General features: G+C 63.3%; 29 protein-coding genes, 1 tRNA gene and 1 pseudogene. 19 read left to right on the top strand and 12 right to left on the bottom strand.

Annotated elements, in window-relative coordinates; translation table 11 throughout:
- Nucleotides 1–196 precede the first annotated feature (196 nt).
- Together JWR51_RS11740 and JWR51_RS11735 are read left to right on the top strand one after the other, a co-directional pair.
- Entirely contained in the window at nt 197–1,075 is an 879-nt protein-coding gene (locus tag JWR51_RS11740) for a TerC family protein (protein ID WP_366525578.1), read from the top strand.
- Nucleotides 1,072–2,043 (top strand): quinone oxidoreductase, encoded by a 972-nt coding sequence (locus tag JWR51_RS11735; protein WP_299747579.1) that lies wholly within the window; start codon nt 1,072–1,074, stop codon nt 2,041–2,043. Before JWR51_RS11740 ends, JWR51_RS11735 begins: the two co-directional genes overlap by 4 nt.
- A gap of 30 nt (nt 2,044–2,073) precedes the next feature.
- Here the strand turns inward: JWR51_RS11735 and JWR51_RS11730 are convergent.
- Nucleotides 2,074–2,163, bottom strand: a tRNA-Ser gene (locus JWR51_RS11730).
- A 117-nt stretch (nt 2,164–2,280) separates the two neighbouring features.
- On the opposite strand from JWR51_RS11730, the gene JWR51_RS11725 reads away from it, so the two are divergent.
- The 6 genes from JWR51_RS11725 (at nt 2,281) to JWR51_RS11700 (ending at nt 5,957) form a co-directional block, all read left to right on the top strand.
- A complete protein-coding gene (locus JWR51_RS11725; RefSeq protein ID WP_299747577.1) occupies nt 2,281–2,781 on the top strand; it encodes a hypothetical protein in 501 nt (166 codons plus the stop codon).
- A 107-nt stretch (nt 2,782–2,888) separates the two neighbouring features.
- Nucleotides 2,889–3,137 (top strand): hypothetical protein, encoded by a 249-nt coding sequence (locus tag JWR51_RS11720; protein WP_299747576.1) that lies wholly within the window; start codon nt 2,889–2,891, stop codon nt 3,135–3,137.
- A 178-nt stretch (nt 3,138–3,315) separates the two neighbouring features.
- A complete protein-coding gene (locus JWR51_RS11715) occupies nt 3,316–3,489 on the top strand; it encodes a hypothetical protein (protein ID WP_299730375.1) in 174 nt (57 codons plus the stop codon).
- Between the two features lie 148 nt (nt 3,490–3,637).
- Entirely contained in the window at nt 3,638–4,312 is a 675-nt protein-coding gene (locus JWR51_RS11710) for a carboxyltransferase domain-containing protein (RefSeq protein ID WP_299747574.1), read from the top strand.
- Complete coding sequence (locus JWR51_RS11705; RefSeq protein WP_299747572.1) at nt 4,309–5,202, top strand: biotin-dependent carboxyltransferase family protein; 894 nt, start codon at nt 4,309–4,311, stop codon at nt 5,200–5,202. The genes JWR51_RS11710 and JWR51_RS11705 overlap by 4 nt, the downstream gene beginning before the upstream one ends.
- Nucleotides 5,199–5,957 (top strand): 5-oxoprolinase subunit PxpA, encoded by a 759-nt coding sequence (locus JWR51_RS11700; RefSeq protein ID WP_299747570.1) that lies wholly within the window; start codon nt 5,199–5,201, stop codon nt 5,955–5,957. The genes JWR51_RS11705 and JWR51_RS11700 overlap by 4 nt, the downstream gene beginning before the upstream one ends.
- Nucleotides 5,958–5,960: 3 nt before the next feature.
- On the opposite strand, the gene JWR51_RS11695 is transcribed toward JWR51_RS11700, so the two are convergent.
- Nucleotides 5,961–6,767, bottom strand: coding sequence for a potassium channel family protein (locus JWR51_RS11695; protein ID WP_299747568.1), 807 nt, complete (start codon nt 6,765–6,767; stop codon nt 5,961–5,963).
- 109 nt (nt 6,768–6,876) lie between these two features.
- Between JWR51_RS11695 and JWR51_RS11690 the strand changes: the two genes are divergently transcribed.
- Nucleotides 6,877–7,377 (top strand): DUF1993 family protein, encoded by a 501-nt coding sequence (locus JWR51_RS11690; protein ID WP_299747566.1) that lies wholly within the window; start codon nt 6,877–6,879, stop codon nt 7,375–7,377.
- Here the strand turns inward: JWR51_RS11690 and JWR51_RS11685 are convergent.
- The gene (locus tag JWR51_RS11685; protein ID WP_299747564.1) at nt 7,374–8,183 is read right to left on the bottom strand and encodes a FecR family protein; all 810 of its coding nucleotides are present in this window, start codon (nt 8,181–8,183) and stop codon (nt 7,374–7,376) included. The genes JWR51_RS11690 and JWR51_RS11685 overlap by 4 nt on opposite strands.
- A gap of 107 nt (nt 8,184–8,290) precedes the next feature.
- Nucleotides 8,291–8,944 (bottom strand): sulfite oxidase-like oxidoreductase, encoded by a 654-nt coding sequence (locus tag JWR51_RS11680; protein ID WP_299747562.1) that lies wholly within the window; start codon nt 8,942–8,944, stop codon nt 8,291–8,293.
- A gap of 147 nt (nt 8,945–9,091) precedes the next feature.
- Between JWR51_RS11680 and JWR51_RS11675 the strand changes: the two genes are divergently transcribed.
- From JWR51_RS11675 to JWR51_RS11655, 5 genes are all read left to right on the top strand, one after another.
- Nucleotides 9,092–9,835 (top strand): glycosyltransferase family 2 protein, encoded by a 744-nt coding sequence (locus tag JWR51_RS11675; protein WP_299747561.1) that lies wholly within the window; start codon nt 9,092–9,094, stop codon nt 9,833–9,835.
- Between the two features lie 71 nt (nt 9,836–9,906).
- The gene (locus tag JWR51_RS11670; RefSeq protein ID WP_299747559.1) at nt 9,907–11,613 is read left to right on the top strand and encodes a flagellar hook-length control protein FliK; all 1,707 of its coding nucleotides are present in this window, start codon (nt 9,907–9,909) and stop codon (nt 11,611–11,613) included.
- Nucleotides 11,610–11,879 (top strand): EscU/YscU/HrcU family type III secretion system export apparatus switch protein, encoded by a 270-nt coding sequence (locus tag JWR51_RS11665; RefSeq protein WP_299747557.1) that lies wholly within the window; start codon nt 11,610–11,612, stop codon nt 11,877–11,879. The genes JWR51_RS11670 and JWR51_RS11665 overlap by 4 nt, the downstream gene beginning before the upstream one ends.
- A 68-nt stretch (nt 11,880–11,947) precedes the next feature.
- The gene (locus tag JWR51_RS11660) at nt 11,948–12,544 is read left to right on the top strand and encodes a DUF2076 family protein (protein WP_299747556.1); all 597 of its coding nucleotides are present in this window, start codon (nt 11,948–11,950) and stop codon (nt 12,542–12,544) included.
- 91 nt (nt 12,545–12,635) lie between these two features.
- A complete protein-coding gene (locus tag JWR51_RS11655) occupies nt 12,636–13,109 on the top strand; it encodes a hypothetical protein (RefSeq protein ID WP_299747554.1) in 474 nt (157 codons plus the stop codon).
- A gap of 6 nt (nt 13,110–13,115) precedes the next feature.
- Here the strand turns inward: JWR51_RS11655 and JWR51_RS11650 are convergent.
- Together JWR51_RS11650 and JWR51_RS11645 are read right to left on the bottom strand one after the other, a co-directional pair.
- Nucleotides 13,116–13,466, bottom strand: a pseudogene (locus JWR51_RS11650) (cell wall hydrolase); the annotation flags it as partial.
- A 212-nt stretch (nt 13,467–13,678) separates the two neighbouring features.
- On the bottom strand, nt 13,679–14,038 hold the full coding sequence (locus JWR51_RS11645; protein ID WP_299747550.1) for a hypothetical protein: 360 nt from the start codon (nt 14,036–14,038) through the stop codon (nt 13,679–13,681).
- 142 nt (nt 14,039–14,180) lie between these two features.
- Between JWR51_RS11645 and JWR51_RS11640 the strand changes: the two genes are divergently transcribed.
- From JWR51_RS11640 to JWR51_RS11630, 3 genes are all read left to right on the top strand, one after another.
- Nucleotides 14,181–14,489 (top strand): hypothetical protein, encoded by a 309-nt coding sequence (locus JWR51_RS11640; protein WP_299747549.1) that lies wholly within the window; start codon nt 14,181–14,183, stop codon nt 14,487–14,489.
- Nucleotides 14,490–14,602: 113 nt separating this feature from the next.
- Nucleotides 14,603–14,887 carry a hypothetical protein gene (locus JWR51_RS11635; RefSeq protein ID WP_299747547.1) on the top strand — a complete coding sequence of 95 codons (285 nt, stop codon included), beginning with the start codon at nt 14,603–14,605 and terminating at the stop codon, nt 14,885–14,887.
- Nucleotides 14,888–14,953: 66 nt separating this feature from the next.
- Nucleotides 14,954–15,565 (top strand): LysE family translocator, encoded by a 612-nt coding sequence (locus tag JWR51_RS11630; protein ID WP_299747545.1) that lies wholly within the window; start codon nt 14,954–14,956, stop codon nt 15,563–15,565.
- Between the two features lie 6 nt (nt 15,566–15,571).
- Here the strand turns inward: JWR51_RS11630 and JWR51_RS11625 are convergent, their stop codons facing one another.
- Nucleotides 15,572–17,338 carry an adenylate/guanylate cyclase domain-containing protein gene (locus tag JWR51_RS11625; RefSeq protein WP_299747543.1) on the bottom strand — a complete coding sequence of 589 codons (1,767 nt, stop codon included), beginning with the start codon at nt 17,336–17,338 and terminating at the stop codon, nt 15,572–15,574.
- A 166-nt stretch (nt 17,339–17,504) separates the two neighbouring features.
- On the opposite strand from JWR51_RS11625, the gene glpK reads away from it, so the two are divergent.
- Together glpK and JWR51_RS11615 are read left to right on the top strand one after the other, a co-directional pair.
- Complete coding sequence (gene glpK / locus JWR51_RS11620; RefSeq protein ID WP_299747541.1) at nt 17,505–19,004, top strand: glycerol kinase GlpK; 1,500 nt, start codon at nt 17,505–17,507, stop codon at nt 19,002–19,004.
- Between the two features lie 40 nt (nt 19,005–19,044).
- Nucleotides 19,045–19,551: an exonuclease domain-containing protein gene (locus JWR51_RS11615; RefSeq protein WP_299747539.1), complete on the top strand. Its 507-nt coding sequence runs from the start codon at nt 19,045–19,047 to the stop codon at nt 19,549–19,551.
- A 9-nt stretch (nt 19,552–19,560) separates the two neighbouring features.
- Here JWR51_RS11615 and JWR51_RS11610 read toward each other — a convergent pair whose 3' ends face one another.
- From JWR51_RS11610 to JWR51_RS11590, 5 genes are all read right to left on the bottom strand, one after another.
- Entirely contained in the window at nt 19,561–20,598 is a 1,038-nt protein-coding gene (locus tag JWR51_RS11610) for a MerR family transcriptional regulator (protein WP_299747537.1), read from the bottom strand.
- Between the two features lie 68 nt (nt 20,599–20,666).
- A complete protein-coding gene (locus JWR51_RS11605) occupies nt 20,667–20,993 on the bottom strand; it encodes a TfoX/Sxy family protein (RefSeq protein ID WP_299747535.1) in 327 nt (108 codons plus the stop codon).
- 20 nt (nt 20,994–21,013) lie between these two features.
- A complete protein-coding gene (locus JWR51_RS11600; protein WP_299722555.1) occupies nt 21,014–21,373 on the bottom strand; it encodes a DUF6481 family protein in 360 nt (119 codons plus the stop codon).
- Between the two features lie 129 nt (nt 21,374–21,502).
- On the bottom strand, nt 21,503–21,880 hold the full coding sequence (locus JWR51_RS11595; protein ID WP_299747533.1) for a hypothetical protein: 378 nt from the start codon (nt 21,878–21,880) through the stop codon (nt 21,503–21,505).
- Nucleotides 21,881–21,972: 92 nt separating this feature from the next.
- On the bottom strand, nt 21,973–23,199 hold the full coding sequence (locus JWR51_RS11590; protein WP_299747531.1) for an MFS transporter: 1,227 nt from the start codon (nt 23,197–23,199) through the stop codon (nt 21,973–21,975).
- Nucleotides 23,200–23,513: the final 314 nt, after the last annotated feature.

Here is a 23,513-nt window from a genome sequence, read left to right as displayed (position 1 = left end):
GGTCCTCAGAATGCGGGCGAATTGGGCAAAGTCTAGCATCCGATAAGCGCCCAAACCAGCAAACGCGCGACCGGTTTATGCTGCCCGAACCCGCGACAAAGGAACGCTATGCGAAAAACAGCGCTTCCCCGGCTTTCTTGTATGGATGACACACCCTAGATATAGCCATCGCCTGACTCACCCATGGAGCCCGACAATGTTTGAACTTTTGGCCGATCCGAACACGTGGATCGCCTTTGCAACGCTGACTGTGATGGAAATCGTTCTCGGCATCGACAACATTGTCTTCATCTCCGTGCTGGTGTCGCGCCTGCCCAAGGAGCAGGCCGACCGAGCCCGCCGGCTGGGCCTGGCGCTCGCGCTGATTTTCCGCATTGCGCTGCTGCTGGTCATTTCCTGGATCATCAGCCTGACCCAGCCCGCCATTTCCGCATTTGGGCTCGACCTGTCGTGGAAGGATTTGATCCTGATCGCCGGTGGCGCCTTCCTCGTCTACAAGGCGACCCACGAAATGCATGCGGAAATCGAAGAGCCGCATGAAAGCGAAATGGCCCAGAAGGCCGGCGCCGTTTTCGCCGCCATCATCGGCCAGATCATCATCATCGACATGGTGTTCTCCATTGACTCGATCGTCACCGCCGTCGGCATGGCCGACCGCGTCGAAGTGATGATCGCGGCAGTGATCGTCGCCGTCGGCGTGATGTTCGTCGCCTCCGGCCCGGTGGCCAAGTTCGTTGCCGACCACCCGACCACCAAGATGCTGGCGCTGGCGTTCCTGTTGCTGATCGGCGTGTCGCTGGTGGCTGATGGCCTCGGCTTCCATATCCCCAAGGGCTATATCTACTCGGCCATGGCGTTCTCGGTGATCGTCGAAGCCTTCAACATCATCGCCAAGCAGCGCAAGGCCCGTGCCAATCCGCAGCGGCTCGCTGCAGCGTCGACGGTGCCAGGCAGCCATGTGACCACGCGTGAGATCGAAGCGGCGGTGAAGCCGAAGCCCAAGGCCACCCCGGCCACGCGCGCGCAGTCGCGACCCAAATCGGCGCCCCGCAAGCCGCGGACGCCCAAGCCATGAACCGAGCCCTGGTCGTCCGCCAGCCGGGCGGTCCAGAAGCCATGCAGTGGGAGGAGTGGCCGCTGGCCGCTCCCGGCGACGGCCAGATCGCAGTTCGTCAGACCGCGATCGGCGTCAATTTCATCGATACCTACCAGCGCTCGGGCCTCTATCCAGTGCAGATGCCCTTCGTGGCGGGCAATGAGGGCGCGGGCATCGTCACCGCCGTCGGCGCTGGCGTGAGCATATTCAAACCGGGCGATCGGGTGGCCTATCAAGGCCAAGTCGGTGCTTACGCGCAGGAGCGCCTGCTGATTGCCGAGCGGGTCGTCGCCATACCCGAGGGCGTGAGCGAACAGACCGCGGCAGCGGTGATGCTGAAGGGCATGACGGCGTATTACCTGCTGTTCAAGACCTGGGCCGTGCAGCCCGGCGAAACTATCCTCTGGCATGCCGCTGCCGGCGGAGTCGGCCAGATCGCTACGCGATGGGCCAAGGCGCTCGGCGCACGGGTCATCGCTACCGTGGGGAGTGCCGAGAAAGCGGCACTCGCCGAGCAGAATGGCTGCGATGCCGTGATCAACTATAACACCGAGGACTTCGCCGTCCGGGTGCGTGAACTCACCGGCGGCAAGGGCGTCGATGTGGTCTATGACGGCGTCGGCAAGGCCACCTTCGAAAAATCGCTGGATTGCCTGCGTCCGCGCGGCCTGATGGTCAGCTTCGGCAATGCGTCCGGGGTGGTCTCCATTCCCGACGTGACTGTACTGTCGCGAAAGGGTTCGCTCTATCTGACCCGACCGACCACAGCGCACTATGTGTCGCGTCGCGAGGACTTGCTCGAAGGGGCAGGGGCGCTGTTCGACGCAATCGCTCGGCAGGACATCAAGGTGTCGATTAGCCAGACATTCCCGCTGGTCGATGCGGCCAAGGCCCATGAGGCGCTGTCCTCGCGCGGCACCACGGGGTCGATTCTGCTGCTTCCGTAGCGGCGGCTGCGCGCGGTCTATATGGAATGCTGGCGGGCAGGGAGGGATTCGAACCCCCGGAACGCTTTCACGTTCGCCGGTTTTCAAGACCGGAGCAATCAACCGCTCTGCCACCTGCCCAGCGCGCTTCGTTTAGCCAGTTGTCCCAAACCTGTCCAGAGGCCGCACAAGGGAAGTGGCTTGACTCCTATCGGCCCAAAGACCCATGTCAGCCGGCACTTAGGGAGCAAAACGACCATGATCAGCCGCATTCTTTCCGACAAGCAGCGCAATGCCTTTTTCGCCGCATGCCTGGTACTGGCAGCGCCTGTCGCCGCTGTGGCGCAGGATACCGCGGCCGAAGCGATTGCCCCCTCCACGCTGGTGCTGACCACGGCCGATGGCGCCGAGACGCAGTATCAGGTCAATGACGTGGCTGTTTATCTGTCGTCAAACCCGGCCTATGACGACGTGCCTGCGTCCACTAGCCTTTCAGTGTCGCTGACCACGATTACGCCCGTCGATGCCGAATTGCTGCAGTGGGCCGCGCAGACGGGCGGCGACACCAAGGAGCTTCGCAATGTCAAAGTTACCACCAGCGTGACCAATCCGGACGGTAAGCCGAGCGAGCTGGTGTACGAAGTTACCGATGCGCATGTGGGCTCGGTCTCCGCCACCAATTCCGTCACGGCAGTGCCCAGCGTTTCCGTGACCCTCGAGGCCAGTGCGCTACTGATCAACGGCGTCGCAATGAACTAATCGACCGATCGGGGGGCTGGAGCGGGATGCCCGCTCCTCCGGCCTTGAAGCCAACCGATTTGGTTGTTAATCCGTGCCTGCCATTCCCTTGCCCCAGGACCTTGCCCGTGAGCAGACGCGATTTCGACGTTTCCAGAATGCGCCGCATGCGCCGAATCGCGGGACGGCATGGGCTGACTATCCTGACGGCTGAAAAGCTGACGGCCAAAATGGGCAAGGGCGGCCACGCCATCCGCGAGGACGAAAGCTTCAAGGTGATTTTCGGCGATAACCCGCTACCGTTCACCGCGACGCTGGACGATGTCGAGGCCTATCTGGACAAGATGTACGGGGATGAGGACGCGGGCGAAGAGTAAGCCCTACTGACCTGTGACGCAATCGGGTCACTTTATGCGAACCAATCATTCCATTATTTGTTCTGTAACAAGAATCGCAGCACACTGTGGGTGTAGGAGCCTGCTTGGGAATTCTACTCTGTCGGCATCTGCCAGAGCGAATTTCGAAACGGTCTCCAAGGCAGTTAGGAGGCGCAACTTGTTCACTCTGATTAACGCCGACGCCGATGACGACGCAGAAATCACCGATCCCCAGGAAATTGCAGAACTGTTCGCTGCCATTGCCGCAGTCGCCATCGAGGCGATCGGCGCAGGGCAGGCCAGGCAGTTGTTCGACGCCGTCGTCGAACAGGATGGCAAAGACCCCAACTAGGCCGGGTCGACGCGTCGCGAACCGACGGCTGCGGTGGCAATAGGTCCGCAGCCGGGGTGGAAATCGAGGACACGGTGATCGCCGTGCAGCTTGTGTCGCTGTGCTTTTGCAGCGCCCCGGAGATGCCCAGCAGAACAGTCCGATGATCATGGCCAGCGACGCGAATACTCTTGTGCAGCCCACGATCATGCCGCTGGGCGATGGTGCCTTGCTGGTGCGGTTCGGCGATACGCTGTCCGAGGCGGCCAATAGTGCGGCCATTGCCTTCGCGAGAAGTTTGGCCGATGTGCCTCTGGCGGGGGTCGTGGAGAGCGTTCCCAATCTGGTGTCGGTTCTGCTGCGCTACGACCCGCGTAGCGTGCAGTTGGCGCAATTGAGTGGCGAAGTGCGGTTGCGGCTCTATGCGCGCGACGATGCGGCCCTGCCGCCTGCCGCGCATCACGCCATTGCCGTCACGTTTGGGGGGGAGGCCGGGCCGGACCTCGACGCGGTGGCAAGCTCGCTGCGGTTGACGCCGGAGGCTTTCGTCACCGCGCACAATGCCTCGGCGTTGCGTGTCCTCGCGACCGGCTTTGCGCCAGGCTTCGTCTATTGCGGATTCCATCCGCCTGAATTGCAATTGCCCCGACGGGCCGAAGTGCGGGCATCCGTGCCGGCGGGCAGCGTGTTGTTTGCGGCCGGACAGACCGCCATCGCCGCCACGGCGATTCCCACCGGCTGGCACGTCATCGGCACCACGACATTCCGCAATTTCGACCCCCAAGCGACACCGCCGACCCGGATGCGGGCTGGTGACGCGATAAGTTTTGAGCCGGCACCATGAGCGGCAGCCTGCTCATCACCCGCGCCGGGCCGCTGACGACGATCCAGGACGCTGGGCGCTTCGGCATGCTGGCCCATGGCATCAGCGCCTCGGGGCCGATGGATCGGGCCGCCTATGACCTAGCGGGCCGCCTTGCCATGGCACCGCCGGGCACCATCGAGATCACTACGGCCGGTCTGGATTTCCGCGTCGAAACCGGTCCATGCGTGCTGGGCTTTGCGGGAGGTGCCTTCACCGTGCGGCATAACGGCAGCCTGTTCGAATGGCCCGGGAAACTGGCACTGAAATCCGGCGACACCATCTCGGTCAGTCCGGGGCCAAGCGGCAATTATGGCTATCTGCGGTTTGATGGCCGGATCGACGTGCCGGCGATCATGGGCAGCATCGCCACCAATAGTCGCGCCCGGCTTGGCGGGCTGGAGGGCAGGGTGCTCGCAGCCGGCGACCGGCTCCGCCTGATCGATGGATTCGCGCCCGAGCTGTCTCCGGCACCGGCTGGCATTGTCGAAGGACCCATCCGCGTCGTCTGGGGACTTCATGCCGATCTGTTCCCGACAGTGCGGGACCGCTTCGTCTCGACGCCGTTCAAGATTTCTTCGCGGCTGGATCGCATGGGCGTCCGCCTCGAGGACCCAGCCGGTGTGTTCGCGAGCAGCACGATCCTGTCCCTGGTGTCCGATGCCGTCCTGCCCGGTGATATCCAGATACTCGGCGACGGCACGCCGATCGTGCTGATGCGCGATCACCAGCCCACCGGCGGCTATCCGCGCATCGCCACCATCATCACCGCCGACCTGGACCGGTTCGCGCAGATGCGACCGGGAAGCGCAGTTGCATTTGCCAGCGTGAGCGTGGACCATGCGCATCACTTGTTGCGGGGCCAGCCATGACATCGATCGATTTGAACGCCGACCTGGGCGAAGGCATGGGCACGGATGATGATCTGCTGCAGATCGTCTCCAGCGCCTCGATCGCCTGCGGCGGTCATGCCGGCGATGCTCCGACTATCCGGCACATCCTGCGGGTATGCAAGGCGCGCGGCGTGCGGGCCGGCGCGCATCCCGGCTATGCCGATCCCAAGCGCTTCGGGCGCTTTCGCGTGGTCATGCCGCTGGATCAACTGCTCGGTCAAATCCGCTCGCAACTGTTCCTCGTGCGCTTTATCGCCGACGAAGTGGGCGTGCCGCTGGCCTATGTGAAACTGCATGGTGCGCTGGCCAATCAGACGGCGGAAGAACTGGCCTTCGCCGTCGGCATCTTCGCCACTATCCAGGCGATGGACCCGCATGTCGCGGTACTGGCGCTCGATAATAGCCAGCAGGTACGCGCCGCCAAGGCCGTCGGCATGCCACTGATCCGCGAGGCCTATGCCGACCGCGCCTATACGCCCGAGGGTCTGCTGGTGCCGCGCGGCCAGCCTGGCGCGGTGCTGCATGACACCGAGATGATGATCGAACGCTGCCTGCGGCTCGCCAAGGAGGGCGAGATCGTTGCGACGGATGGTTCGGTATTCAAGTCCACCGCCCGCTCGATTTGCCTGCACGGCGATACGCCCGGCGCGGTCGACCTAGCGCGCGACATCCGCGATGCGCTGGAGGGCGATGGCATCACCATCGCCGCCGATGAGCCGGAGCTGCCAATCTGAGGCTCAATCGTGTCCCTGGTCGGGAATATTGAGAATATGGCCGCAAGCCTTGCAATGCACAGCATCGGGATCGTGCTTTTGCAGCCCGCATTGCGGGCAGGGGAATTGCACCTTGTTGGGCCGGAAGATCGACTGCGCCAGCCGGACGAATAGCGAAATGCCGATGATCATGATGACGATCGACGCCAGTTTGCCCCAAGTGCCGGGCAGGGTGATGTCGCCGAACCCGGTCGTGGTGACGGTGGCCACGGTGAAATAGAGCGCGTCGATATAGCCGGCGATGCCGTCGGCGCGATTGGCAAAGGCGGTGTAGACGAAGCCGGTGACGACGAACAGGAAGACCAGCAGATTGATGACGGCCTGGATGGTGTCCTGGTAGCCGCCCAAGCCGCGCTTCTTGAGCGGGCGCCAGATATTGGAACTGCGTGACAGCGTCCACAGCCGCAGGATGCGCAGGAACCCGAGGTTGAAGAACAAGGTCGGCGCCAGCAGCGTGAGCAGGATGAAAATATCAACGATGACAGGCAACTGCCGCAGCCAGCGCAGGATATCAGTCGAGGCCAGCACGCGAGCTGCCAAATCGAGGAGCAGCAATCCGGCGATCGAATAGTCGATCCACAGGAAGGCGGGATTGTCGCGCAGCAATGGCGTGACCACGAAAAAGGCGATGATCGCCAGATCGACGATCAGTACGGTAAACTGGAAGCGCTGCGCCTTGGGAGACTGGCTGTGATAGAGCAGGCGCAGGGTTGAGCGGAGGCGGGCGAAGCGGCCGGCCTGGGGCTGGCCCTGTTCAGTTTTATTGACCATCGCGGCCCGGAAACTCCCTATGCGCGCGCGCTCAACGGCTTGCTTGCCTGACTGTTCCGGCGCACAACATGCTCGCCGTTCGGCTCACCACAATCAAGGCATCTTTCCAATGACTATTTCCATGTATGGCGCGTCCGTGCCCGTCTATACACGCATGCTCACCAATCTGCTGACCTGGCTCGACAAGGCCGAAGCCTATGCGGCTGAACGCAAAATCGACCTGGCCGTGCTGGTCAACGACCGGCTGGCGCCCGACATGCTGCCGTTCAAGGCCCAGATCATGATCGCCACCGACCACGTGAAGGGCAGCCTGACCCGTCTGGCCGGCAAGCCTGTTCCATCCTGGGAGGACAATGAAACCACTTTCGATGAGTTGCGTGCGCGCGTCCGCAAGGCGCTAGAAATTTGCGCAACGACGACAGCGGCAGAAATCGATGGCTCCGAGGACAAGCCGATCACCCTGAAGAACCGCGCCGGGGAATATGTCGAACTCGGTCAGGCCTATCTGCTCCACCGCGCGCTGGAGAACTTCCATTTTCACGTGACGATGGCCTACGCCATTCTGCGCCACAACGGCGTTCCGATCGGCAAGTCAGACTATATCGGCTAGCACCGGCGGCCAGTACAGGGTTGGCCGTTTCCGGTGGTGGTCCCACCGGTCGTGGTTCCGCCGGTTTGCCCGTTATTGGTCGGCAGGTCGCCTGACGACGATGACGGCGAAAGCGATTCCGCCGGCTCGGGGCGCGAAGGGTTCTTCAGGCACTGCGAGGCCCCGCTGACGCGGAACTCGCCCATCAGCGGCGATTGGAAATGAGCGTAGTAGAACCCGTCCGCCAATGGCGGGCGTTTGGGATCGTTGCGGGTAAACAGGTCGGCTTGTCCTGCCGAGGACAGGCCGACCTCACAGCGGTCGGTGACTTGTTCGCAATCCGCGCCCGACGCGCACAATTGTAGCGCACCCTCATAGAGCATGACGCGCGTGTCGGTGGGGGTGACGAGGATATCGAACTCTGTGCCGCGCACGGCGATCGCCGCTGTGGGCGTATTGATCTGATAGGCCGGCTTGGGGCTGCGTCCGGTGATGAAACGGAAGCTGCCGGCCAGCGCGTTGACGGCCAATTTTTCGGCCGTGCCATTATTGCGCATCAGATAGGTTTCGATCCGCAGCGCGCTGTTCGGGCCGACCACCATGTGGGTGTCGTCGGCGAAGATGATCTGGACCTGCCCGCGCGGGCCGGTCACCAGCGTTTCGCCCACCGAGATGCCGGCTCCGGCGATCAGTACGCGGTCGCCGGTATTGATCCGCGCGATAGCGTCGGGATTGACGCCCACCGCCGTACCTTCATTGTCGGCAAAGGCCGGCATGACGAGCGAGCCAACAGCAACAGCGATACCAGCCAAGAGCAGATTTTTCATCATCATGCCTGTGTAGTTGCGCGATTTGGCTGAACCAGCGATGAACAGCAATACCTCGACGCCACAATGGCATATATTAATGACTTATTGAATTCCCCAAAACCGGCTCAGGAATAGCGCTGCTCGCGCCACGGATCACCGTGATTATGATAGCCGCGGACTTCCCAGAACCCCGGATGATCGGCGGTTGCGAACTCGATCCGCCGCAGCCATTTCGGGCTTTTCCAGAAATAGAGGTGCGGCACCACGAGGCGCATAGGACCACCATGCTCGGCGGTCAGCGGCGCGCCTTCCCAACTGTGAGCCAGCAAGGCATCCTCGGCGAGGAAATCGGCCAAAGCGAGATTGGTAGTGTAGCCGTCGTGGCTGGTCAGGATGGCGAATTGCGCCTCTGGGCGGATTCCCGCATGGGCGGCGAGTTCCTGTGTCGACACGCCATTCCAGCGATTGTCGTAGCGGGACCACGAGGTCACGCAGTGGATATCCGATGTGTGCTCGACCTGAGGCAACGCGATAAACGCGTCCCAGTTGAGAGCCATGGGCGTGTCCACTTCGCCGCCGATATCCAGCCGCCAACTCGATAGCGCGATGGCGGGCTCAATGCCCAAATCGAGCACCGGCCAGTTCTTGACCAGGTGCTGACCTGGTGGCAGCCGATCTTCCCCGGGCCGGCTGGTACGGCCGGTGATGAAGCGGCCTTGCTCGGCCCAGCGCTGCTTGGTGCGGGTCAGTTTGGAGTCTTCGGGCAGCTCGTCGGGCATTGTCGTACTCCCTGGTCGCGGCCCAAGGGTGGCCGCACCTGTGCCCGAGTGCAACAGAAAAGCATGCCATCCGGTTGCTCAAGACTGTCACACAAGCTATTGGCACACGGCGCAAGCCCATGGTTTGGGGCGCCAATAGAGGCAAGCATGAAACTGGCATTCGTCATTCCCGCCTATAACGAGGAAGCCCTGATCGGCAAGTGCCTGGAATCGGTGATAGCCGAAATCGCGCGCAGCAAGGCCGATGCCCAGATCATCGTGGTCAATAATGCCTCGACCGACCGCACCGGCGAGATCGCGCGCAGCTTCCCTAGCGTTCGCGTGGTCGACGAGCCAAAAAAAGGCCTGGTCAATGCCCGTGACGCCGGCTTTGCCGCCTCCGAAGGCGCCGAGCTGGTCGCCAATATCGACAGCGACACCATCGTGCCGCCCGGCTGGCTGGATACCTGCTTCCGCGAGTTCGACCGCGACCCCAAGCTGGTCTGCCTCAGCGGCCCCTATGTCTATTACGACATGAGCACCTGGAGCCGGTTCCTGGTGAACGCCTTTTACGGCCTGACTTACCTGATCTATATCCTCAACCGCTTCATCCTGCGCGTCGGCTCGGTGGTGCAGGGCGGCAATTTCGTGTTCAAGCGCGCCTCCTGGGCCGCTGTTGGCGGCTATGACCGCTCCATCCAGTTCTTCGGCGAAGACACCGACGTGGCGGTTCGTCTGTCCAAGGTGGGTGCGGTCAAATGGACCTTCGCGTTCAAGATGATGACCTCGGGCCGCCGGCTGGAAAAAGAGGGTGTGTTCAAGACCGCGGGCACCTATACGCTCAACTTCTTCTGGGTCACCTTCCGCGGCAAGCCGGCCACCAAGGACTACACCGACATCCGGCCCGATTGATCGGGACTGTTCAGTAACCTCCGATAAGCTAAGCTTGTCCGGCCGCATGGTGCGGCATGGGCAGGCAATCGATGGCGATTCCCACGCAGCTTCCGACCCCCATCCGCTCAACAGCATTGCAGACGCTTGTCTTGCAGGCCGGGCAGGTGCTGGAAGGCACGGTGCTTGGCGCCGGGCCGAATGGCACGACCCAAGTGCAGATCGGCAAGCAGATTCTCAACCTGACCCTGCCGGTGCTGCTGGCGGCCGGATCGGCGCTGAACCTGCAAGCGCAGGGTAGCGGCGCACAGCAAAAGCTGGTGCTGTTGCCACAACCGTCGCCAACGCCGACCATGTCGCCACCGACACAGGCAAGTGTGGTCACCGTCAGTCAGCCAAGCATTCCGGCCCCGCAGCAAACGGCCATACCTAATTTGCCGCCGAACGCCAATTCCGCTCCGCCATTACCGCCGGTGCCGGTTCCTACGCGTCCTGGGGCGTTGCAGACGCTGGCGCTGCAGCCCGGCCAGCAGGTCGAAGCCCGCGTGCTGGGTCCGGCGCCAAACGGCATGACGCAGGTGCAGATCGGGCGGCAGACCATCGAGGTTGCATTGCCGACGCCCTTGCCGCCGGGCACGACCTTGCCGCTCCTGGTCGAGGGCAGCGGGGCGCAGCAAAGACTGGTGCTCTTGCCGCAGCCTCAGGCGCAGAGCACTGTCCCGCAGGCTTCGGCAAATCCGGCGGCTCCATCGCCTCAACCACCGGTGAATGCGGGCGCCCCACCGCAAGCGCCCGGCGCAGCCGCCCCGCAGCCTTCGGGCGGTCCGGTGGCGCAAGTGGCAGCTCCGCAGGCTCAACCCTCAGCACCGCTCCCGACGCCCGCTCTGCCGCCGACCGGCTCGGCTCAAGCGGCCTTGACGCAGATGGTGCAGAGCGCAGTGCAGCGACAGGATAGTGTCGGCAACCTCAATACCGTCCTGGCCGCCGTGGTGGGCAAGGTGGCGCTGCCGCCGCCGGTATTGCAGGCGGCTCAACAAGTCCTGGCGGCCGGCCTCCCGCTCGGACCGGCGCTGGACGGCGCGGCCATGCAGAGGGCGATCGCCAGTTCGGGCATTTTCCAGGAGGCCGTGCTAGCGCAGGGCGCGCCGCAACTGGCCAAGGGCGACCTCAAAACCGCGCTGTTGACCCTGCGCGGTACGCTGGTGACCTGGTTGGGACAAACGGCGACTCCCGTTGTACCGCCCGGGCCACTGCCGCCACCGGTGCGCGGTGCCTTGCCAAGGGCAAGGTCGGCCAATACCGGCCCGATCGATATCCCCGAAACGCCCATCGAGGTCGGCAAGGTCATGTTGGGCCGGGCCGAGGGCTCGCTGGCGCGGCTGCGGCTGCATCAGCATGCGTCGCTGCCTGAAACCATCACGGCTGGCGCCCAAGCCGATTGGTCGACCGATATTCCGGTGCTGATCGGCACCTACCAGACCGTGATGCAATTGCAGATTCACCGCGATGCGGCTGGGCCCGAGCAAGCGACATCCGAGCGCGGCTGGCAGATCCATTTCGCCATGGACCTGCCCAAGCTGGGCGAGGTCGGCGCCCAGGTCGGCTTGCGCGGCGGCGTCACCTCGGTGCGTCTCTGGGCCACTAATGGTGTCACCGCGGCGCGGCTGGAACAGGCTGTGCCCGAACTGAACCTGTCGCTGGCAGCCGCCGGGCTGCGGCCTGGCATCATCACCGTCCGCGCCGACGAGCCGGTGCAGGCTCCGACGGCAACAGGCCATTTCGTGGATTCCCTGACATGAGCGATACGCCCAAGGAGCGCGCACTGGCTGTTGCGCTGCAGTATCAGAAGGGCAGTCGCGAGGCGCCGCGCGTGACGGCCAAGGGCAGGGGTCTTGTCGCCGAGCGGATTGTGGCCCTGGCGGAGGAGAACGGCGTCGTCATCGAGTCCAATTCCTCGCTGGCCGAAGCGCTGAGCGGCGTCGAAATCGACGACACCATCCCGATCGAGCTTTACGAATCCATCGCCGTGGTCATCGGCTTTGTTCTGCGCCTCGGCACGAAATAGCCTCGGGCATTGCAACGTCTGGCCTGCCATCCCATTTCACATCTGTTCAACCCCGAAGGAGTGGGACCGTGCTGAAACCTGAAGACCGCGACGCCATTGAAGGCCTGTTCGACCGCATCGAGACCGTCGTCGCCAAGAGCGGACCGCGCGATGCCGACGCGGAGGCATTAATCCGCCAGCGCCTGCAGCAGGCGTCGGCTGCGCCTTACTACATGGCCCAAACCATCCTGGTGCAGGAGCATGCCCTGCAACTGGCCGAGCGGCGGATAGCCGAGCTCGAAGCCGACGCGGACCGCAGGCCCGCTGGCGGCTTTCTCGGTGGCCTGTTCGGCGGCGGCGACAACGAACCGCAACGAAACCAGCAGCCGGCGCGGACTGCCCGTGGCCCCTGGGGCGATCGCGACGAAGGCTATGACAATCGCCAGCGTGGCGGCGGCGGTGGTGGCTTCCTCGCGGGAGCTGCACAGACAGCTTTGGGCGTGACCACCGGCGTGCTGCTCGGCTCAGCCATTGCCGGCATGCTGTCCGGGCAAGCCAATGCGGGCGAATACAACGCCGATCAGCCGGCAGACCAGCCAGCCGACGAACCCGCTGCCGACGACCAGCAGAACGACGATTTCGACTCCGGCGGCGGTGACGACTTCGACGTGGGCGGCGACTTCTGAAGATAAACGCCAGCTGAACCGGCGCACCAGCACCGGTTCAGCCGATCTGGCCGAATATCCCTCAACGCAACGCCAATGAGGGGCTTTGGCCATGATCATCGTCCGCCGCCAACATCGTAGTGCCGTCAAGACCGCGCTGATCATCGCTGCGATCGCCAGCATCGCCATTGTGTTGGGCGTTCCGGCGCAGGCCGGCCAGTTCCAGCAACTCGATGTCGGCCAGTACGGCCAGGTCGAGTTCAATGCGCCCTCGGGCAATATCGGTTGTGTCTACATACCTGCAGGCGGCACGCCGGTTTACGAGACCGCCAACGGCGGCGCTGAAATCCAGTGCGACCGGGTCGAGCCCAGCTATGTGCGCACGATTTTGGGTGACGCCGGCGCCGCGTACCGCATCAACGATGTGGGCGATGCAAGCTGCTGCTCCATTGAGCAGACCATTCAATATGGCAAAACTGTCGAATTGGGGCCGTTCCAGTGCCTGTCCGAGCGGCGCGGCCTGACCTGCGCCCGCGAAGACGGCCACGGCTTTTTCGTCAGCCGCGCGCTCATCCAGGTCAAATAATCAGTATTTTTCGTAGAACTCGTTGCCGCCCGCCATCAGCACGTAGTGCATGTTGTTATAGGGGAAACGCATGCCGGCGGTGTGGAAATGCATGGCATTCTGCACGCCGGGATGGCGCTCGCCGCGCATGACCTGGTCGGCAACCTGCGACGCCAGTACCGCGCCGCTATCGGTCATTTTCTTGGATAGTACGCCCGAGGCGAACTGGTTGGGCTGGCCCACTACGCCGCAAATGCTGTGTGGGTAGCGCTGGTCGTTGACGCGGTTCATCACCACGGTGCCGACCGCCAGCATGCCCTCGGCGCTGGAACGGTTGGATTCGAAGTACATTGCCCGCATCAGGCATTCTTTCGGACTGAGCTGCGCCATGCCGAAATTCATGCCAAAAAAACTGCAGCCGCCCAGGCTGGTGATCGCCACGGCGACCGCAGCACCGCGCAGAAGAGTTTTCGACAGGTCAAGCATAAAGGCCATCCTAGATCACGCACGCGCGTGGCGTGCCTAATCGAAGATGACCCAACAGGCTTAAGGAAGGTCTGACCCGGAAGGTTAATTAAACCTTTAAGAAACTAACGGTCGTTTGCCGTGAAGATCAGGGCCGAAATCAGCGCTATCGTGCCCAATGCAACGATCACCGGAATCGGATTTTCCTGCACCGCCTTGCCGGCGACATTGGCTTGCCGCGAGATCTGGCGGGCCGCAACTGCGCCCTGATGGCGAACCTGGTCGACGACCGCCACGGCGTTGTGTTGCACATCACTCAAGCTGTGCTGTGCATCTTTGAAATGGCCGTTGCCGTATTTTCTGACGCTGTCGGAAATCGAGGCAATCTCCTCGCGCAGCGATGCGATCTGCGCGGCCAGACTCTCGCCGATGTCGTCACCGCTATCTTCGATCCGCTTGATAGCTCGTTTTGCTGCCGTGGCCATGATGACGCTCCGCTTTGATGTTTCGGGATAAACTCCGCTTTGGGGGCAATGGTTCCTGCGGCGATTTGGTGCAGCGCTATTGGATATGCCGGCATCGCTTCCCACTTAAAGAGGACTACCGCGTCACCAGGGGACAATATTCATGCCGCCCAAGAGCCACGCCCGCCTGCACCGCCAGTTCGATCGTATCGAACGCCGCATCCCCAACGCTGCTTCGGGCGCGCTGTCCTGGCTGCGCCGGCCGCAGGCGCGGTTGATCCGCATTCCCCTTGGGCTGCTGCTGATCCTGGGCGGCATATTTAGCTTCCTGCCGGTCCTCGGCATATGGATGCTGCCGCTCGGCCTGCTGCTGCTGGCGCTGGATTTTGCGTTCCTGCAGGGGCCGGTCAATTCCGCCATCCTGCGTGGCACCCGCAAATGGACTCTGTGGCGCCGCTCGCGCCGCAAATAGGCCTCCGATGCCGAAGCCGTGAATTTAGCCTTTGCAAATGCGTAACCAGTTTATGACAGTTTTAAGTCATAGGCTGCGGACAGAAGCCCGCGCCGAATGCTCGGGGTTGTCAGGTGCGGTTGTCGGTTATCGAAGGCGGGCTATTTTATACCCAGGGGCGGGACGGCACCGAGCCGGTCCGGCCGGAAGATGTAGAGGCTGAGGCCGCGCGGCGGATGCGCGAGGGCAAGGTCAACGAATGGCGGGTTCGCGAATTCGTCACGGGCCATCCTATGCCGCCAGATGTCAAATATCTCGAACTGCAGATCACCTTCGCCTCGCGCGCCATCTGCAAGCTATCGCCAATCCCCGCGGACTTCGCCGACGACCTGTATTGGCCCACCTGCTGGCGAGAATAGCCGGTTCCACTTGCGGCGCTCCAGACGGCCGCATAGGCTCGTCCGGCAAGCAGCGCCGAGGGCCAGATGAGCATTGAATTCCTGCTGACGACACTGATCGTCGTCGCCTCGCCAGGCACCGGTGTGCTTTATGTGTTGGCGGCCGGCCTGTCGCGCGGCGCCAAGGCCAGTTTCGTTGCCGCATTGGGCTGCACACTGGGAACGCTGCCTCATATGGCAGCCGCTATCACTGGCTTGGCCGCGGTGTTGCACACCAGCGCGCTGGCCTTCGACATCATCAAATATCTCGGCGTCGCCTATCTGCTCTATATGGCCTGGAACACACTGCGCGAAACAGGCGCACTGAGCGTCAACACGGACGCGGCGCCGCGTTCGGCGTTTCAGGTCATCGTCTCGGGCATTCTGATCAATATTCTCAATCCCAAGCTGTCGATCTTCTTCTTTGCCTTCCTGCCGCAATTCGTACCGGCCAACGCCTCCAATGCGCTGCCGCAAATGCTGGAATTGAGCGTCGTATTCATGCTGGCGACGTTCATGGTGTTCGTCATCTATGGGTTGTTCGCCGCTGCCGTGCGGGATCACGTCACCTCGCGCCCCTCGATCATGAAGTGGCTGCGGCGCAGCTTCGCGGGCGCCTTCGTGCTGCTCGGCGCCAAGCTGGCATTCACGGATCGGTAGAAAGGTCTACTCCAGCCCAGCCAGTTTCAGCCCGCCGATATAGCGGCTGAGCAGCGCCGGGTGCATGAAGCGCAGGCTATCGCTGACCGAGGCTAGCGTCAGATTGGTACGGCCGTCGCGGAATTTTTCCAGTGCATCGCGCGCTGCGGCAGTCTCACCCCAATTGGCATAATAAGTGGCGAGGTCCCGATAGGGCCAGATCAGTCCAGGGCGCTCAGCCAGGGCCCTTTGCGCGAAGGCGACGCTTTGCTGCGGCCGTCCGGCGCCAAAATGGGCCAGGGCCATCCCCAGATACATGTTGAACGAGAACGGATCGAGCGGGCTCAACCGTGCCGACCGCTCGAAGGCGGTCAGCCCGTCCTCGGGATTACCCAGATAAACCTGGCCGAAGCCACGGCGCATCCAGGCCCAGGCATGGTTGGGGTCGAGCGCCAGCGCCCGGTCGGCCAGAGCCGTGGCCTGGGCGACGTCACCGCCGGTCTGCATCATCGCCGAGGCGAGGGCCGTCATCGCGGTGGGATCGCCGGCGACGGTGGTTGCCGCCAGCTCGATCAGCCGCTTGGCCTCAAGGCGTTCGGCGGCGATATCGCTGGTCCAGTTATAGGCCACCTGCTGGCCATGGGCCCAGGCGGCCAGCGCTGCCGCGAGACCATAGCTCGGCTCCAGCGCCAGCGCCTGATCGAGCAAGGTGATCGCCTCGCGGTTCTCATGCGGCAGGTGCGACCACAGGTGCGGCATGGCGCGCATCACCAGGTCATAGGCCGCCAGGGTATCGGGGCGCTTGGAGCGGGCCAGGTCAATCTCGGCCTGACGGATCGAGGGCGAGATGGCGCTGGCCACCAGCGCGGCCATGGTGTCCTGCAGATCGAACAGTTCGTGCACCGTGCCATCGACCTTATCGGACCAGATGTGGTTGCCGGTCTCGGTCTCGACCAACTGCGCGGTGATGCGCACGCGCTCCCCAACCCGGCGGACGCTGCCTTCGACCACATAGCGGACGCCCAGCTCTCGCCCGACTTGGCGCACATCCACTGAACGGCCCTTATAGGCAAAGGCCGAATTGCGGGCGATGACGAAGAAGTCCTTGATCCGTGCAAGAGTTGCGGTGATTTCCTCAACCACTGCATCGGCAAAATAGCCCTGGTCGGCCTCGCCGGACATATTGTCGAACGGCATGACGACCAAGGATGGACGCTTGGAGGCCGGCAACGGAATCGCCACCGGGGCCGCGGCTTCGGCCGCCTTCGTACCCTGCGGGTGCCAGACGAAAATGCGCACCGTCTTGGGAATATTCTTGAGGATGGTGGGGCCCATATCGCTGAACTGCAGGTCGGACTGGCCGATCAGGTATTCATACATCCACTTGGTCACGGCCATGCCGCCGGGCGGGGACACGCCCTGGACCCGGACCGCCAGGTTGACGCCATTGCCGAACAGATCGTCGCCATGCACCAGCACATCGGCCATCACGATGCCGGCGCGCACCTGCAGGATTTCCCCGCCCGGCGCCTGCACCTGGCGGCTGTTCAATTCCTTCTGGACCGCGGCGACCCAATCGACCGCGGCGATGACACTGTTGAACTCGGCCAGGAGGCCATCGCCCATCGTCTTAAACACTTTGCCGCCCATGGCCTCGATCCGGCCGACGGCGAAATGCTCGTAGAGCCGCCGCACCAGGCGCACGGTCTGCAATTCGCTGTGCTGCACAAGACGGGAGAATCCAACCACGTCAATTGAGACGATCGGGACCAACCGCCGTTCGGATTTGGCCATTTAACGCTGGGTCTTCTGGATGCAGGGGAGTGATAGCATTGCATTTGCGCGACGACGAGAGCCAAGTCATTGCCGCAGATGCCATTTTGCGGTCATTACTACGATTCTTTGGTAGTGATGCCAGTAAACAATAGTGCAATGTCAAATCGAAGACGGGGCAGCGCCGATGGGACCCTATATTCTGGTCATCGACCAGGGCACGACTTCGAGTCGAGCCATCGTTTTCGACACCGATCAGGCCATCGTCGGCCTCGGCAAGATGGAGTTCACCCAACACTATCCCGCGCCCGGCTGGGTCGAGCATATTCCCGAGGAAATCTGGGCTACCTGCCTGTGGGCATGCAAAACGGCGCTGCGCAAGGCGGGGATCACCGCCAAGGATATTGCGGCGATCGGCATCACCAACCAGCGCGAAACCACGGTAATCTGGGACCGCGCGACCGGCAAGGCTATCTACAACGCCATCGTTTGGCAGGATCGTCGCACCGCAGCCGCCTGTGAAAAATTGCGTGAGTCCGGCAAAGAAGAAATGCTTGCGCGTAGGACTGGCCTGCTCCTCGATCCATATTTCTCAGGGCCAAAAGCCCAATGGATACTCGACAATGTCGAAGGCGCACGCGAGCGGGCCCAGAACGGTGAGTTGGCCTTCGGCACCGTCGACAGTTTTCTGATCTACCGGTTGACCGGGGGCAGGGTGCATGCGACCGACGCGACCAATGCCAGTCGGACTGCGCTCTTCAATATCGAGACCAATCAGTGGGACGCCGATCTGCTGGATCTCTTCGAGATACCCGCCAATATCCTGCCGACCGTCAAGGATAGCGCCGACGACTATGGCAGCACCGATCCGGGCGTGCTGGGCGCGGCCATTCCGATCCATGGCGTGATTGGCGACCAGCAGGCCTCGCTGATCGGGCAGGCGTGCTTCTTGCCGGGCATGATGAAGTCTACCTATGGAACTTCCTGCTTTGCCTTGCTCAATACCGGAACCGATCTGGTGCGCTCAAAAAGCCGGATGCTGTCCACTATCGCCTATCGGCTCAACGGCCGCACAACCTATGCTTTGGAGGGTGTGATCTTTATCGTTGGCGGCGCCGTGCAATGGCTGCGGGACGATCTGGGGATTATTGAGCAATCCAGCCAAAGCGATGCCATGGCGATTGCCTCCGACCCCGAACAGCCCATCTATCTGGTACCGGCCTTCAGCGGGCTGGGCGCGCCCTGGTGGGACAATGATGCCCGCGGCGCGATCTATGGGCTGACACGCGGGACACGAAGGCCAGAACTGGTCCGGGCGGCCCTGGAGGCGGTTGGTTACCAGACGCGCGACTTGGTGGACGCCATGCGCAAGGATTGGAGTGGCGCCAAGGACATCGTGTTGCGGGTCGACGGCGGCATGGTGGCATCGGACTGGACCATGCAGTTCATCGCCGATGTGGTCGAGGTCGGGGTCGACCGGCCGATCGATCTGGAAATCACGGCGCGTGGTGCAGCCTGGCTTGCGGGTTGGAAGGCCGGGGTTTGGCCCGACGCCGAGGGCTTTGCCAGCCGGCGGGAAATCGGGCGGCAGTATTGGCCCGCAATGTCAGACCAGACGCGACAGAAGAAGCTGGCAGGCTGGCACGAGGCGGTACAGAGCACGCTGTCGCGGCCGGTCAAGCGCTGATCGGGTAGTCGGCGCGTTTGGTGAGCGCTAAGGTGTGACCATGCACGTCTTCCTCGATTTCGAAGCCTCATCGCTGAACAAGCAGAGCTATCCGATCGAGGTCGGCTGGGTCTTGGAGGACGGTACGGAAGAAGGGCATTTGATCCGGCCGGCGCCCAACTGGACAGATTGGGACGATACGGCCCAGGCCGTGCATGGCATTTCGCGCGAGCAATTGGAGCAGGACGGCGAGGAGCATGATGTGGTCTGCGCCCGGCTGGTCCAGGTGTTCGCGGGCAATGTGGTCTACGCCAGCGCCCCATCCTGGGACGGCCATTGGCTCAGCATGCTGTTGCGCGCCGCAGGCCGGCCGCGCCATCTGTTGCGGCTCAAGGATACCGAGGAGGCGTTCGTTGCTACAGCGAGCCAGCATGCCGGGGCGAAGCTTGTGACGGAGCGCATCGCCGCGGCGCGCGAGCGGGCCAACGCGCTCCCGGTAGCTCACCGCGCGGTCGACGATGCGCGGCGGGAATGGTCTATCTGGCGCCAATTGTCCGAATGGCGTTGACTGCGACTATCAAGCGACCTGTGGTGGCCGCCATGCAATGACGCCCTCAGTGCGAGCACGCACTTCGGGAGTAGCGAGGCACGTGGCGACCGCCTCATAGCCGGGCGCGCCGGGATAGGGTGCGACGCGGGTCGGCGGGCTGTGATTGGCGGGGCAGAGGATAACCGCCTCGTCGGCGCTTATCGCAGGCAAATCCAGGATCGCACTGGATCGCGTCATCAGGAACAGCGGCCGACTGGTCGACGCGCGATTGCGCAAGTGGGTGATCAGCGCTTCCTGGGTGGCGTGATCCAAGCCCTGCTCCACAGTATCGACCACTACGACAGTGGCATTTTCGGATTCCAAGCCGGCCAGCAGGGCGATCAAGGCATCCGAGCGCGTGGCACCATCGTCCACCAGCCAGGCCAGGCTTTGATCGACTCGGGTCTTGAGGGCAGGATCAGCGTGCAATTGCGCCCGTGCCGTCGCGCCGCCATGCTCCAGCCGATCGAGACCCAGGAAAGCGGCACCGGGCAGGGCCTCAGCCAGCGCCATGGCCAGCCGCGTCTTGCCGCTACCCAAGGGGCCGATAATGTAGTTCAGCGGCCGGATATCGCGCAGCTCGAAGCGTTCGCCGCCCCACGGCCAAGGCAGATCGAAGGCAACGGCAAGTTCGCTCTCCGGGGCCAATAGGCGCGCCAGCTCTCCAGCGGCAGGGGACTTGCCTTGGGCGAGATCGGCGCGCAGCTGCCGGACGCTTTCGGCGGTTCCGGCCAGATCGCGGATGCGGCTTTCGAGTGCCGCCTGATGCATCGCCAACGCCGGCTCGAGGCCTTGCGGATCGCCGGCCAGCACGCGGGCCACCTGGGCGAGGCTGAGGCCGAGCGCACGGAGGGCCACGATTTCGCTGGCGCGGGCCATCTCGTCGGGGCCATAGGCCCGATATCCCGCAGCCGTGCGGCTGGGGGTGACAAGGCCGCGCTGTTCGTAAAGCCGCAGGGCCTTGGCGGAAACGCCAAGCTGCTGCGCGGCGGTGGCGGGGTTCAGGAACTGATTAGAAGAGCTCACGACTCACCTCGATGCTGGTTGATCGTCAGCCTTATCGGGGCAGCCCCAGGGGCCGGGTCAAGCGCGTTCTACTTCGGCTTCTGCGTGCGCACGTATTTTTCCGCCAGCGCGATCCAGCCGCGCAGGGTGTCGTCGTCCTCGGTCTCGTCGGCATCGACCCAGATGAAGCCGCGCATGATCTTGTCGCCATGCACCATCTGGCTGGCGCCGGGACGCGACAGGGCCTCGTCATTATCGTCCTCGCCGACATGGACCATGATCTGGCCATTCTTCTTGGCCGAGATCAGCATGTGGCCATTCATCAGGAAGGTGATGCCGCCGAACATCTTCTTTTCGGTGATACGGGGGTCGCCATCGAGCAGGTTGCGCAGGCGGTCGGCAGTGGCATTGTCCAAGGCGACCTCCTGCTTGCTTATTAGCGCTTGCGGGCCTTGCGGGCGGCGTAGCGGCGATCGCGTTCGGCCTTGCGCTCTTCTTCGCTCATGTTCAGGCGCAGCTCTTCGGCGATCTTCTGGGCCTCGGCTTCGGCGGCCTTGGCTTCACGATCGGCGGCATCGGCCAGGATCTTGGCGGCCTTGGCTTCGGCATTGGCGCGATCACGCTCGGCGCGACGGGCCTCACGAGCAGCAGCCAGCGCTTCGCGCTCGGCGCGCTTTGCGGCCACTTCGGGGTCGTCGAGCTTGGGCGCCGCCTTGAATTTTTCCAGCAACAGCTTCTTGGCCTCGAGGGAATTGTTCCGGCGTTCGGCGAAACCGGCTTCCTTGGGCTGCTTCATTATGCGTTCGTTCCTGTTCGTGCAGTGCGTGAGACGCGGTGCCTTAGCCCATCGAGCGGCTTAGGACAACCTTTCCTTGAGGCTGGCAGCTCACCGCCAGCCGGGCGTCTCTGCGACTTGCCGTCGTATCTAGAGCAGGGTCACGTTGATGAAGTCGTCATAGACATCGACGCAGATATCGGGCGTGCCGCGGACGATGGCGCGCTCGGCACTGCGCGAGATATCGCCGTTGCGCAGCATCTGCTCAAGGCGCGCGCGATTGGCCTTGCGGCCAAAGATCGAGTCGTTTTCGTCGCTCGGATCGCGGACGCCGAACTGGTGAAAATTGGCGCGATCCTGCCGGATGATGGCTGCGGCATTGTCCAGTGGATAGCCGTCCGAAGCAAAATGATCGGCTTCGCCCAGCGTGGCGCAATAACTTTCGACCGGATCGGCCTGCGCGAATGCGGGCGCAGCACAGGCGATGAGGGCTGAGGCGGCGAGCAGGGCGCTGGCAAGACGTTTCATGGCGGACTCCAGTGGTTTGCCTCATCAAGCATGACCGTGGGGCCGAGTCTACTTGCCATGCGCAAGTCTTGCGCATGGCTGAGCGGATTTGATCATGCCGGTACCAGTTGGCCCTCCGGCTCGGTCGGCGCCGAGGGCTTTGGGAAGGTCAGCGCCACGGCAGCGGCACCCAGCCCGATGGCTGCGGAGGCGATATAGAGCCAGTGGTAATCGCCAAACGTATCGAAAATCCAGCCGCCGCCGATTGGGCCGATGGCCATGCCGATACTCGACATCATGGTGATGCCGCCCAGCACCGTGCCCATGACCTGGGGCTTGAAATAGTCGCGTGCCAGCACCGCATAGAGTGGCATGACGCCGCCATAGGCCATGCCGAGTACGCTGGCCAGCATGTAGAAATGGCTCAGTTCGCTGACATAGATGTAAGTGTAAATGCCCGCCGCCTGCAGCAGGAGCCCGGCGATGATGACGCGTTTGACGCCTAGCCGATCGCCCGCGAGCCCGAACAGCAGCCGGCCGAACAGCCCCGCAACGCCTTCGACGCTGTAGATGCTCGCGGCGGCCAGCGACGAGGCACCGCACAGCATGGCATAGCTGACGGTGTGGAAAATCGGCCCCGAATGGGCGGCGCAGCACAGGCAGAACACTGCCGCGAGGACGATGAACTGGGGCGAGCGCAAGGTCGTCGACAGCACGGAGCGTGGGGCAGGGCCGCCGGAAACGACAGCCGGAGCGGGAACGGGCGCCGCCATTGCGATCGGTGCGCGGCGGATCAGGAAGGTGGCGGGGATCAGAATGGCCCAGACGCCGATGGCGACGATCAGCATGGCGCTGCGCCAGCCATAGGCGGAGATCAGCACGCTGGCGAGCGGCGTGACCACCATCGGGGCGACGCCGCCGCCGATCGACACCAGCGAGACGGCGAGGCTGCGGTGCTTGTCGAACCAGGCCAGGGTGGTGGCCATGATCGGGGCGAAAAACGCGCCCACCGAGGCGCCGCACAACCCGCCATAGGCAATCTGGAACACCAGCAAGTTCGGCGCGCGGCTGGCGACGAACAGCCCGACGCCGAGCATGACCGAGCCGATCAGCACCACGGGCCGCGGCCCGATCCGGTCGGTCACCGCGCCCCAGCCGAAGCCGGCCACGCCCATGACGATGAACGCGAAGGTCATCGCCAGCGAAATGCCCGCATGGCCCCAGCCGGTATCGTCCGACATGGGTTGCAGATAGACGGGCAGGGCGAACATCGCCCCCATCGCCACGCAGGTGATCAGCGCCCCCGCCGCCACGATAACCCAGCCGTACCGGTTTTCCATTTTGCCCGCTCCTCAACGTGTTTGCACACTATAGACGAACGGTAGACGGGGAAATCGACAGCGCGGGAGTAACATTTTTGGCGGGGTCCACGGCGGCCACGCCAAAGCGCCGCCCGGCTGGTGCCGACGGTTGGAAGACTGCGGCATGCGGCGAGACGTGCCTCATGGTTTTTTAGATAAGCGAGACATATCTCGCCGCATGCGATGGGTTTTCTGGCCGCCCGAACGTGGCCTTCCCTTAATTTGGGAAAACGAACGTCGCGCTGGCCCAGGGATCGCGCGACCGCGTTCCCCTCCCACCAAACTCTCCACGG

The organism is Devosia sp., assembly GCF_028290625.1.
Taxonomy (GTDB): domain Bacteria; phylum Pseudomonadota; class Alphaproteobacteria; order Rhizobiales; family Devosiaceae; genus Devosia.
Note: the sequence above shows the minus strand (reverse complement) of the source record. Positions and strands in the feature narration are given on the sequence as shown.

What these genes read in the sequence shown, in the direction of transcription:
- JWR51_RS11740 (WP_366525578.1), top strand. Translation starts at nt 197, where the DNA reads ATGTTTGAACTTTTGGCCGATCCGAACACGTGGATCGCCTTTGCAACG.
- JWR51_RS11735 (WP_299747579.1), top strand. Translation starts at nt 1,072, where the DNA reads ATGAACCGAGCCCTGGTCGTCCGCCAGCCGGGCGGTCCAGAAGCCATG.
- JWR51_RS11725 (WP_299747577.1), top strand. Translation starts at nt 2,281, where the DNA reads ATGATCAGCCGCATTCTTTCCGACAAGCAGCGCAATGCCTTTTTCGCC.
- JWR51_RS11710 (WP_299747574.1), top strand. Translation starts at nt 3,638, where the DNA reads ATGGCCAGCGACGCGAATACTCTTGTGCAGCCCACGATCATGCCGCTG.
- JWR51_RS11705 (WP_299747572.1), top strand. Translation starts at nt 4,309, where the DNA reads ATGAGCGGCAGCCTGCTCATCACCCGCGCCGGGCCGCTGACGACGATC.
- JWR51_RS11700 (WP_299747570.1), top strand. Translation starts at nt 5,199, where the DNA reads ATGACATCGATCGATTTGAACGCCGACCTGGGCGAAGGCATGGGCACG.
- JWR51_RS11695 (WP_299747568.1), bottom strand. Translation starts at nt 6,767, where the DNA reads ATGGTCAATAAAACTGAACAGGGCCAGCCCCAGGCCGGCCGCTTCGCC.
- JWR51_RS11690 (WP_299747566.1), top strand. Translation starts at nt 6,877, where the DNA reads ATGACTATTTCCATGTATGGCGCGTCCGTGCCCGTCTATACACGCATG.
- JWR51_RS11685 (WP_299747564.1), bottom strand. Translation starts at nt 8,183, where the DNA reads ATGAAAAATCTGCTCTTGGCTGGTATCGCTGTTGCTGTTGGCTCGCTC.
- JWR51_RS11680 (WP_299747562.1), bottom strand. Translation starts at nt 8,944, where the DNA reads ATGCCCGACGAGCTGCCCGAAGACTCCAAACTGACCCGCACCAAGCAG.
- JWR51_RS11675 (WP_299747561.1), top strand. Translation starts at nt 9,092, where the DNA reads ATGAAACTGGCATTCGTCATTCCCGCCTATAACGAGGAAGCCCTGATC.
- JWR51_RS11670 (WP_299747559.1), top strand. Translation starts at nt 9,907, where the DNA reads ATGGCGATTCCCACGCAGCTTCCGACCCCCATCCGCTCAACAGCATTG.
- JWR51_RS11665 (WP_299747557.1), top strand. Translation starts at nt 11,610, where the DNA reads ATGAGCGATACGCCCAAGGAGCGCGCACTGGCTGTTGCGCTGCAGTAT.
- JWR51_RS11655 (WP_299747554.1), top strand. Translation starts at nt 12,636, where the DNA reads ATGATCATCGTCCGCCGCCAACATCGTAGTGCCGTCAAGACCGCGCTG.
- JWR51_RS11645 (WP_299747550.1), bottom strand. Translation starts at nt 14,038, where the DNA reads ATGGCCACGGCAGCAAAACGAGCTATCAAGCGGATCGAAGATAGCGGT.
- JWR51_RS11640 (WP_299747549.1), top strand. Translation starts at nt 14,181, where the DNA reads ATGCCGCCCAAGAGCCACGCCCGCCTGCACCGCCAGTTCGATCGTATC.
- JWR51_RS11630 (WP_299747545.1), top strand. Translation starts at nt 14,954, where the DNA reads ATGAGCATTGAATTCCTGCTGACGACACTGATCGTCGTCGCCTCGCCA.
- JWR51_RS11625 (WP_299747543.1), bottom strand. Translation starts at nt 17,338, where the DNA reads ATGGCCAAATCCGAACGGCGGTTGGTCCCGATCGTCTCAATTGACGTG.
- glpK (WP_299747541.1), top strand. Translation starts at nt 17,505, where the DNA reads ATGGGACCCTATATTCTGGTCATCGACCAGGGCACGACTTCGAGTCGA.
- JWR51_RS11615 (WP_299747539.1), top strand. Translation starts at nt 19,045, where the DNA reads ATGCACGTCTTCCTCGATTTCGAAGCCTCATCGCTGAACAAGCAGAGC.
- JWR51_RS11600 (WP_299722555.1), bottom strand. Translation starts at nt 21,373, where the DNA reads ATGAAGCAGCCCAAGGAAGCCGGTTTCGCCGAACGCCGGAACAATTCC.
- JWR51_RS11595 (WP_299747533.1), bottom strand. Translation starts at nt 21,880, where the DNA reads ATGAAACGTCTTGCCAGCGCCCTGCTCGCCGCCTCAGCCCTCATCGCC.
- JWR51_RS11590 (WP_299747531.1), bottom strand. Translation starts at nt 23,199, where the DNA reads ATGGAAAACCGGTACGGCTGGGTTATCGTGGCGGCGGGGGCGCTGATC.